This is a genomic window from Helicobacter sp. MIT 14-3879, assembly GCF_003364125.1.
The window spans coordinates 1-10,677 of the sequence record NZ_NXLP01000043.1 but is presented as its reverse complement, the minus strand read 5'-3'; the positions used below and the strand labels follow the sequence as shown (position 1 = coordinate 10,677).

Sequence of the window (10,677 nt, the reverse complement as noted above, 5' to 3'; positions counted from 1 at the left end):
GTTTTCACTAACGATATTATTTGAAATGATATGAAAATTGATGGTATCATTATCATTGGCATTAACCAATACTGATGTCATCGTGGTTGCTAAGTAGGGAGCAAAATTATTATCTGCACTCAAACATATATCCATTTCATAGCCTTTTTCAATCTAAAATATAGCTTGGGATTTTAGCATAGTTTTTATAAATCACGGATAATTATTGGGTTTAAGATTAGATTGAAATTTATATTTCTAGTGCAGAAAATTATAAGTTTGGGAATCTGAGAATTTGAGTTATGCTATTGGAATATTTTATAAATAACAAGCGGAAAAATGGCAAAGTTGAATTTCAAAAAGGATAGAAAATCCACCTTAAACTTAGAGAAAATATGAGATTTAGATGTGGTGATTATAAGATGAATCGGAGAATAGAATAATGGGTATTTATTAGTTGGTTTGAAAATATTTAACGGCGACCGCGATTGTCTAATCCCTTTTTGACGGCTTTTTCAAGTTCGATTTCAAGTTCGGGATGTTTCTCTTGAAATCTCTTTTGTGTCTCAATGATAATGTCTTTTTGTGCATTCTTATGTAGGGATAGTGCGATAAGAATGTTTTTGATTTTTTGCTTATCAGGTTCTAGCCTATTATAATCTTCAAAGAGCTTATCGATAACTTCTTGCAGATCTTCTAATGTGCTTTGACTGGAGTCTAATACCATCATTACGGTTTCAATGCCAAAGCTGTTTTGTATATCAATGTCAAATTCTCGTTCTTTTGGTTTATTGGATAAAACAAATTTAAATAGCGCGAATATAAAAAGCACAACAACGACAACAAAGCTACCAGCTATAAAGATAATATTCGTAGAATCCATAAACCAACCTTCTATAATATAAACTTGAAATTTACGAACTAGTATTTTATCATAATTTAAATTGATATTGGCTAAATTGATATTTATTAAGGAGAAAAATACAATTATTCTTTATGCAATTAAAAATAGCAATTGGAGTTTGGTGTCAAAAAATTTAATCAGGCAATTTGCTCTTACGCACATCAAGTGATTAGATACAAATTGTTGTCTTCAGATGTTTTGCTCATATCGATATTATGGACAATACAAGTTGTTGAATTGCTTACACAGTTGCTTATAGGCAGATAATAAATGCTTATTAAGAGATAAACATATATTGTCTTTACTTTAGTTTTTTGCTAGAATTGTTGTCATTTTTGATAACTCTATATTGTTGGGTTTATTAAGGCTTTTTATGAAATATTTTCAGGCTTCATGTGATTATGCAGAATTAGCAAAAATCTATGGCACTCCGTTGTATTTATACGATTTAGATTCTATACAGGAACAATACAAAAATATTAAGGCTTCATTTGGTGGGTTTAAATCCCTCGTTTGTTATGCGTTGAAGGCAAATTCAAATCTTAGCATTATTAATGTATTAGCAAAAATTGGCAGCGGTGCAGATTGTGTAAGTTTTAATGAAGTGAAAAGAGCATTATTGGCAGGTATTCCACGTTATAAGATTATTTTTAGCGGTGTGGGCAAAGAAGATTATGAAATCAGAGAGGCACTCAAGGCGGGGATTTTATTTCTTAATGTGGAATCTGAAATGGAATTATTGCGTATTGAGCAAATAGCTAGAGAACTCTTTGAAAGCCCTACGCAAACAAGAGAATCTAACATTGCAGATTGTTCAGGTAATTCTCTCGCTCAAGCTAGAATATCTATTCGCGTAAATCCAGATGTTGATGCCAAAACGCATCCTTATATCTCTACAGGATTGCATGAAAACAAGTTTGGTTTAGATATACAAACCGCTAAAAGGCTTTACCTTTATGCACATAAAAGCCCCTATCTCAATCCCGTAGGAATTCACTATCATATTGGGTCGCAGATTTTAGAATCTAGCCCACTTTTAGAATCTACTCATAAGATTTTAGATTTAGCAAAAAGTTTATTGAGTGCAAATATCGAACTAAAATTTTTTGATATTGGAGGAGGGTTTGGTATCAGTTATAATGATGAAACCCCTTTTGATATGGCTGGTTATATTAGTCAGATTGTGCGGCATATTGATGCACTTGATTTGACTGCAATCTGTGAGCCGGGAAGATTTATTGTAGGAAATAACGGTGCAATTCTCACTCGTGTTTTAGGGGAGAAAAGGACAAGCAACAAGAAATTTATTATTATTGATTGTGCTATGAATGACTTATTGCGACCAAGTCTTTACCGCGCCTATCATCATGTTTCATATTTAGGATCTGGGCAAGGTGAGCAACCTGACACAAATAAAACACTAGAAAAATGTGATATTGTAGGAGCAATTTGTGAAAGTGGCGACTATATCGCAAAAGATAGAGAATTACCAATATGTCAAAAAGGGGATTTGCTACTAATAGAGTCTAGCGGAGCTTATGGTTACAGTATGGCAAGTAATTATAACTCTCGCTTGAAACCAGCGGAAGTGGGAATAAGTAAAGATAAGCATTTTCTTATTAGAGACAGAGAGACTTTTGATGAGAGTGTTCAAAGTGAATTACGATATTTGAACAACAATAAATTTTCTGTATGATAAAATGCCTATCGACATAAATAGTGAAAATGCTTTATTGCGATATAAGTTCTGCAGAGTGTAAAACGCTATTAAGTTTTGGATTCTGAATGATTTATTGTTATCAATCTCATGATACTTAATAGATTCTGTCAATGTGATTTTACTTCATTTTTTTGCAACAGAACCTGTCTCTACTACATTCATACCGGGTTGTAGTTTTTTAAGATTACTAGTGATGAGAATATCACCATTTTTTAATCCACTTACAACGAGAATATCATTATTCTTAAGTGTTTTGCCAAGTGTTACTCTTGTGGCGGTGGCTTTACCATCTTTTAGCAGATAAACATAACTGCCGTCTTTATCTTGCATCAGTGTATTTTGTGGGATAGCAATAGAATCATTTGCCTCAAAGCCTTCAAGCTTAATGCGCACAAACTGATTGGGCAATAGTTTATATTCATCATTATCGATGATTGCGCGAGCTTTAATGGATGAAGTTTGTGAATCTAGTACACTGTCAATGAAATCCACTTTACCCTTTTTACTGTAAGGCAATCCATTGCCTAAGATTAAATTTACAGCGATATTTTCTTTTTGTAAGCCGCGCATATAATAAAAATCACTGCTAGGAATAGAGAATTCAATGTAAATTGGATTTAATTGTGTAATAGTGGCAAGAACGCTGTTTGCCCCGCTTCTGCCTACAAGATTCCCTATATCATAGCCTCTCATGCCGATTCTGCCTGTAATGCTTGCCAACACATCTGTATAACCCAAGTCAATAAGGGCGTCATCAAGAGAAGATTTTGTATTAGCAACATTTGCTTGAGCAGTCTGGTAATTGTAGAGACTATCATCGTACTGGTCGACGGTTAATACACCTTGCTTATAAAGTTTTTCTACTCTTTTCCAATCCTTTGTGGTTTTATTGAGATTGGCGAGAGCTGCTTCATATTGTGCGCGTGCCATATTCACCTTTGCTGCATAACGTGTGGGGTCTATTTTAAAAAGTTTTGTGCCTTCTTGCACAATGTCCCCTTCCTTAAAATTTTGCTCCATTAAAATTCCTTCAACACGCGCATAAATTTCCGCACTTTGCAGGCTTTTTAATCTTGCAGGATATTCAAAATCAAGCATGATATTGTGAGTTTGGATTGTTTGGGTATTAACAGATAAAGAAGCGACATTTGCTTGTTTTTGTTCTTCAGAGCAGCCAAATAATAACATTGCAAGCAAAATGATAGACAACGTGTTCAATACAAAACAGTAAGGAATACCGATTTTAGCTGACAATAATCTCATAAATTTTCCTTAGGTTAGATAATCTTCTATTGGTTTGTTTTTTGAGTAAAATCTATAAGCGCAAATAAATATTGAATTATATACATAAATATCTTAATAAACAAACCTAAATATGAGATGGCTTGTAAATTTCATAATTTATATTAACAGAATCTGATATTGCGACAGGCTTATAGACTGATGAAATGAATTACAAGCAATAAGCCCATACAAATGTATTCCCTTGCATCTCCACTTATGCGATTGAGACTGTGTGAAATGGAGTTGCTTGGGCAAAACATACTTGCCTATGACGACACCAACACTCTATGCAGCATTTGGTATTTTGTGAGAGATTAAAACAATAAGAGATTGTAAGTAATTATAAAAATAAACATGACTATGATAAGTGAAGATGAGCAGTAAAGCTATCTGATGAGAATCACAACAATCAATTCATTGACTTAAATGGCTTCTTGTCAAGTTGATTTTTTTACTTCATTCTATCTTGTATAACACAATGCTCAATCCCCCCTTTATTTTTACTGATTTCAGAATATGTGTATTGCAAGTATTTCCGATAGTGAGTGAAGAATTTTGGCAATTAAGACATAGAGTCTTAAATTATAGCTTTCAGCTTAGAGAGTTATCCCAAGATAAACCTATCGTTTTAGACGCTAAATCTTGTGTAAATAGTTCTTGTTTGTGAATAGTCTAGTTATTTTTAGATTCTATTGCCTTTGTTGCTGTAGTAGTAGCTGCACTCTTTAGTAATTGTATGTCATTTTTTTGCGTGTTCTTAGATTGTCCTAAGAATATGCCCTTTCTTTCAATAACTAACTCATCAGAGACAATCGCGCCTTCTAATCTGCCATTTGGCATGATTTCAATGCTTTTTGCCTCGATATTTCCAACTACCTTCCCACTAATAATGACTTTTTGTGCGAAAATATCGCCTATAACTATGCCTGTTTTCCCAACCATTACGGTATTTTTGGAATGGATAGTGCCTTCAAATTCGCCATCGGTGTGAAAATGACAATCTGTAGTTACTTCTCCCTTAAATTTAGTATTTGCTGCGATAATTGTGGCAGCTCCTGTTTCTTTCCCAGTAGGTTGTTTATTATCTGGAGCAAAGAATGCCATGATATTCTCCTTTCTTTCTCAAAAATTGAATTAAAGTTTTGCATTTCCCATGAAACAAAATTCATGGGTTCAATAGGTTGTCCCAAGAATCTAATTTCATAGTGCAAGTGGGGTCCTGTGCTAGTTCCAGTAGAACCTGTCAGCGCAACAAGTTGTCCTTTTTTCACAAATTGTCCTCGCTGCACTTTTATATCATTTAAATGTGCATAATAGGTGCGAAATCCAAATGAATGTGATATTTTCACAAGCTTACCATATCCACCATTACCGCCATTACTAGCCCAATCTACTACTCCGTCTGCTGTGGCATAGACAGGCGTATTCATAGGTGCTATTATATCAGTGCCAGTATGAATATGGTAAATATGAAGTATAGGGTGATAACGTTTTCCATAGGGTGCAGAGATATGCAGAGGAATATGTATGGGGGCACCATTTGGAATAAATTTCATAATAAAGAATTTCTGTAAAGCAGTGATTGAAGTCGTATCAATTCGATTAAGCAGGCTAGAATCTTCATTGCTTATAAACTTTTCATTATAAATGAGATTCTCATTTTGCATTTCATCTTGTAAATTTGGATTGATGTCCTTTGTCTCACCAATGATACTGCTCTCAAGATTCTCAAATCTATCACCTATAAGTGCAATTTCTTCATTTTTGGCTTGAATAGCTTTGTTAAGCTCTTCATTGTGTTTTTGCATATCAACAAATTTTGCGCTTATATATGCGTTACGCATTTTAATAATGTCAATTTCTTGCTTAACAACAGTGATGCTAATATAAACAAAAGCACCCGCACTTAGAATAAAAGTGAGCAGATAACCTACTAACTGCTTAAAAATCATATCCACATTGATAAAACGTGAGCCGTATGAATCAGTTAGCATAATCACAAGACGCTTGTCAAATTTCATGGCAAATCTTTGTATTTAGGTATTTAATTAATTGAGCTATCTTGACTGTTTTTTGCGTCTGATATGAAAGAATTAACTAATTGAGAATCTTGGATTGAAAAAGTTTTATTTGGCGCAGTATTATTAATATTCTCTTGCGGAGATAACATAGCATTAGATGACTTAGTCCTATCGGCATGATGAATATGTCTTATTGCGTTATTAATCATAGGGGTAGTGTTATAATTGGTTACCGTCATAAGGTCTTTTGGAGATTCTGTAATCAGATTATTAATATCTGTGTAGGCAAAATGTGAGTATATGTCATTGAGTTTTAGAATATCATTTAATGCCCACATAAGGCTTTTTAAATCAATATTGGCATTTTGGTTGGATTCAAAAATTGCACCGAAATTTTGTTCGTCCCAATCAATAAAAGATAATGTATCTAGCCCTTCGCTTAGAAATCTGACCTCATAATATAGGCTAATATGATTCTTACCGGGACTAGCAGTTGTATAACCTATAATATCTCCTTTGCTAATGAAGTCTCCCTTTTTTACAGTCACTTTATCTAAATTGGTATAGGCTGTACTAAAGCCTAGCGCATGTACGATTCTTACGAGATTTCCATAACCATATTTTTGATTGTCATCGCGTATAGATTCTACAGTGCCATCGGCAGTAGCAACAACAGGTTGGCTATTGCCTGTGTAATAGTCATAGCCCATATTAACAAAATTACTCAATGGAGAATAGCCTACGGTCATCAGACTAGAGTCATAGGCTTTACGTTTGGTTTTTTGCTTCATTTCAAAAAGCTCTAAAGGATTGCCATTTGGGATAACTTGTAAGATAGTAGCTTTTTGTGTGGATTCTAGTTTATCTAAGTCCAAGTCTTGTGAGGAGGTTTTCTCATTATTGTAGTTGCGCATCTCCATCATGTTTTCTAAATCATTGAGTTTTTCTTTAATAACTAGAAGTTCTTGGGATTTACTCTCTATATCATCTTGTAGAAAAAGATTTTGTTCATGGATACTTTGGAATTGACTGAATGCGTCTTGTTTAGCAATTTTCATATTCTCAAGTTGTTGAGTAATTGAGTTCATAATAAAGTACCCTCCAATGATAAGACACAATAAAATAACTCCTGCATAAGCAATAACTTTTTGCATAACTTTTGTCATAGTGAATTGTTTTGAACCATTCTCATCAACAATTGTTATCATGAGTTTATCTTTTTGTTCCATTCACCTTCCTTGAGAGAGTTCCTGTAAATTTGACTATCTTAAGGTGTTTCATTAATAGAGGTTCTTAAGCTGTTATACCAAAGCAAAAAACTTTCTATCAATGAAAAACTGCCAAACACTAAATATTTTTTTGTTGATTCTAAAAAACTAATCCTAGATTGTATCGAATTTTTACTCAAATAATCAAGATTCTGTTGATTTAGACTGAAAAAACTATAAGGAATACTTAATTTTTCAATAATTTTTATCATTGTCTGCTTTTCTAAGATTCGAGGATGTGCAACTTCAAAAAGAATTATTTTTTCTATACTGTTCTTAAAAATGTTTAAAATTTTTGCTACTTCTTTACCTTTGTAGCTATTATAGACTAAGATAAATTTCTCTCTACCTATATGGTTTTTTATTTCCTGCAACACTGCTTTTGCAGCCATTTCATTGTGTCCAACATCTAACATAATATGATGATTTAAAATCTCAAATCGCCCTCGTAAATTTAGCCTAGATTGCGTAAGATTAGCCTTTGCTATATGCTGATTGATATAGCACAATACAAGATTAGCAAGGGCAAGATTCTCTTGCAGGAAGTAGGGGAAGTTGTATTGCTGACTTAGATTTCTTACTTCTTGTGCAGATATATCTTTTTTAGTCAGATAATGAATTGAGCCTATTTTGCGCGTTGTGGCTGTTAGGTTTGCCAACATTTCTAATACGTCATCTTCCTGAAAATGTGTAAAGATTTCACCCTGCGCAGCAAGAAGTTTTGTTGTTGCAATGGCTTGCAAATCATTTCCCAATAAATCCTTATGGTCAATGCCAATACGGGTAAAAATAGTTACATGATAATCCAATACAGAAGTGCTGTCATATTCTCCCCCAACACCTGCCTCCATAACTAGAAATTCACATTTTTTCGCTAATACGCATGCTAGGAATGTGGCGTATTCAAAATAACTAGCTTCACCAATGAAGTCCAACTGTTGTAAAAATATATGAGCAGATTCTAGGTCTTGATGGCTGATGATAGAATCATTCAAATAAAATCTTTCTCTGAAATCGAATAAATGGGGTGAAGTAAAGTGTAATACGCGAAAGCCAGATTCAAAAAGGCTTTGTGCAATAAATCTCCCCGTGCTTCCCTTACCATTTGTGCCAATGATATGAATATTAAAAGATTTTAAGCAGAGATAAGGCTTAAGTTTGGCAAAAATTCTCTGGGATCTTGAGGGTTCAAAAATCGTATATTCTTGTGCTTTAGATTCCATATAATCATAGATACTTGGAATCTCTAAGGAAGAAGGCTTTGAACTTTGAATCCGTGTTAGGGGAGATTTGGAGCTATTTGACATCAAGATTCCTTATAATGTAGCTAAAGTTGTATTATAATATTATTTAGGCTTTATGATTCTGCAAATAAGAACAATTAAGGTTAAGCTTTTGTGTTAGAATATGGCTTTCTAGTCCCACTTATTTTGTGGAGGTATCAATGAGTAATATTATCAATGCGACTTCTAAAATTATGCGATATGTGCTACATGGAATTGGCTTTTCTATGCAGAGTTTGGAATCAATACTTAAGAATAATATCTACACCAAAGTTTCTTTTTTATTCTTTGCTGCATTTGCATTATTACAAGCTCAAACTAACGACCCTGTAGAGGTTATTCGTTTGGGACCAGATTCTACTACCAGCACTATTACATCTCCTCAAACACCAAAAAGCTGGGAGAATCTTGATGTGCTTAATGTTGATGAGGTTCGTGGTGTGCAAGATTCTCAATTAACACAGAATCCACAGATTCAACGTTCAAAATCAAGACAAACAGCCTACAAACTTGACCCAAAATTCAAAGAACTATTCACACAGTGTGTGAATAATGATAAAGTGGCATGCCAACAGGCTTTAGCCTTTGCAGATAAAAATTCTACACAATGCAATCTCAATAGTACTGAAGTGTGTCGTGCTTATGCACAAGTATTTCTTATTCATAATCAAAGACAAAAAGCATTAAATGCGAGACAAATTGCTTGCAATGGAGACAATGCTACCGCGTGTGTTGAAGCATGGCAACTTCATAAAACAGGCAAAGGTATTAAGAAGAATGCTAAGCAAGGATTCGCTCTCCTCACTCGCTCTTGTGAATTTAAGAATGCGGAAGCTTGTTATGAATTAGCAGGTTACTATCGCACAGGTGTTGGCGCAGAGCTTAACCTTAAAAAAGCTAAAGAATTATATAGTAAGTCATGCGATTTGGGTAATTCTAGTGCTTGCGATGCTTATAATGAATTTTTATAGATTTTAATCAATTTTTATTAGAAAGGCTAAGGCTTTAAGGGCATACTTTGATTGGGCAAAGAATATTGAATATTGGAATCTTAAAAGGCAGTTCAACAGAGATTAACTTGAGATGGTTTGTAGCAACATGAGCAGCTAATTTAATGTTAGGTTGGGTCAGTATCACAAACATTAACAGTTGTGTCTTAACTTTGTCTATTTGAGAGATTTTCATAGTGAGCAGTATCATGGATTCTCAATGGAGGCATTTGCATTGAGAATACAACATATTTTATCATTTACAATTAGGGGGACTTTATGTTGTTTAAACGCAAAAGAAGAACGCGTATTCATGGATCTTTGCGAGATTTGGTGCGAGAAAATAGACTAGATATACATGATTTTATCTATCCCTTATTTGTCGTGGAAGGACAAAGAATTAAGAATGAAATGCAGTCTATGCCCGGAGTCTTTCAGATGAGTTTAGACAATATTCTCAAAGAATGTGAAGAATTACAACGACTTGGAATCTTGCACATTTTATTATTTGGAATTCCGCACTCTGATAAAAAAGATTTGCAAGGCAGCGAAGCTTATAATCCAGATTCTATTATTCCACAAAGCATTCGTGTTATTAAGCAGAAATTTCCTGATATGTTTATTACTGCTGATGTGTGTTTTTGTGAATATACCAATCACGGGCATTGTGGCATTTTAGATTCTGTCTTGCATACTGTAGATAATGATAAAACGGTTGAGATTCTCATTAAACAAAGTCTCATTTTGGCGCAAAGTGGTGTGGATATGCTCGCTCCAAGTGCCATGATGGACGGGCAGATTATCAGTATGCGAAAAGCCCTTGAGGACAATGGCTTTTGGTATCTACCTATCATGAGCTATTCAACTAAGTTCGCGAGCGCATATTATGGACCTTTTCGTGAAGTTGCTCAAAGTACCCCTAGCTTTGGTGATAGAAAGGGCTATCAGGAGGATAGTGCCAACCGCAGAGAAGCAATCCTTGAAAGTCTTAATGACGAAGAAGAAGGTGCTGATATTCTCATGGTGAAACCAGCATTAGCTTATCTTGATATTGTGCGCGATATTCGAGAAAGGAGCTTGTTGCCCCTTGCGGTTTATAATGTAAGCGGTGAATATGCGTTATTAAAAGCGGGACAAAGATTGGGTGTGATTGATTATGAAAAAGTAATGCTTGAGAATCTACTTGGATTTAAACGCGCTGGCGCGGATATTATTATTAGTTATCACGC

The 10,677-nt window shown here is 34.3% G+C and carries 9 protein-coding genes; 3 read left to right on the top strand and 6 right to left on the bottom strand.

Features of this window, described 5'->3' with window-relative positions; genetic code table 11:
* Positions 1-451: 451 nt before the first annotated feature.
* Positions 452-862, bottom strand: a complete 411-nt coding sequence (locus CQA44_RS13285; RefSeq protein ID WP_258865002.1) for a hypothetical protein — start codon at positions 860-862, stop codon at positions 452-454.
* Positions 863-1,256: 394 nt separating this feature from the next.
* Here CQA44_RS13285 and lysA point away from each other — a divergent pair, with 394 nt between their 5' ends.
* Positions 1,257-2,579: a diaminopimelate decarboxylase gene (gene lysA, locus CQA44_RS10075; protein ID WP_115547113.1), complete on the top strand. Its 1,323-nt coding sequence runs from the start codon at positions 1,257-1,259 to the stop codon at positions 2,577-2,579.
* A 147-nt stretch (positions 2,580-2,726) separates the two neighbouring features.
* Here lysA and CQA44_RS10070 read toward each other — a convergent pair whose 3' ends face one another.
* The 5 genes from CQA44_RS10070 to CQA44_RS10050 form a co-directional block, all read right to left on the bottom strand.
* Positions 2,727-3,866: an efflux RND transporter periplasmic adaptor subunit gene (locus tag CQA44_RS10070; RefSeq protein ID WP_115547112.1), complete on the bottom strand. Its 1,140-nt coding sequence runs from the start codon at positions 3,864-3,866 to the stop codon at positions 2,727-2,729.
* Between the two features lie 693 nt (positions 3,867-4,559).
* Positions 4,560-4,991 (bottom strand): polymer-forming cytoskeletal protein, encoded by a 432-nt coding sequence (locus CQA44_RS10065; RefSeq protein ID WP_115547116.1) that lies wholly within the window; start codon positions 4,989-4,991, stop codon positions 4,560-4,562.
* Complete coding sequence (locus CQA44_RS10060; RefSeq protein ID WP_115547111.1) at positions 4,895-5,908, bottom strand: M23 family metallopeptidase; 1,014 nt, start codon at positions 5,906-5,908, stop codon at positions 4,895-4,897. The genes CQA44_RS10065 and CQA44_RS10060 overlap by 97 nt, the downstream gene beginning before the upstream one ends.
* Before the next feature lie 23 nt (positions 5,909-5,931).
* Positions 5,932-7,137 carry a M23 family metallopeptidase gene (locus CQA44_RS10055; protein WP_115547110.1) on the bottom strand — a complete coding sequence of 402 codons (1,206 nt, stop codon included), beginning with the start codon at positions 7,135-7,137 and terminating at the stop codon, positions 5,932-5,934.
* 38 nt (positions 7,138-7,175) lie between these two features.
* Positions 7,176-8,483: a Mur ligase family protein gene (locus CQA44_RS10050; protein ID WP_258865001.1), complete on the bottom strand. Its 1,308-nt coding sequence runs from the start codon at positions 8,481-8,483 to the stop codon at positions 7,176-7,178.
* 137 nt (positions 8,484-8,620) lie between these two features.
* On the opposite strand from CQA44_RS10050, the gene CQA44_RS10045 reads away from it, so the two are divergent.
* Both CQA44_RS10045 and hemB read left to right on the top strand, forming a co-directional pair.
* On the top strand, positions 8,621-9,430 hold the full coding sequence (locus CQA44_RS10045; RefSeq protein WP_258865000.1) for a tetratricopeptide repeat protein: 810 nt from the start codon (positions 8,621-8,623) through the stop codon (positions 9,428-9,430).
* 300 nt (positions 9,431-9,730) lie between these two features.
* Positions 9,731-10,677 (top strand): porphobilinogen synthase (hemB, locus tag CQA44_RS10040; RefSeq protein WP_115547109.1); only part of this gene is annotated, 947 nt, incomplete at its 3' end.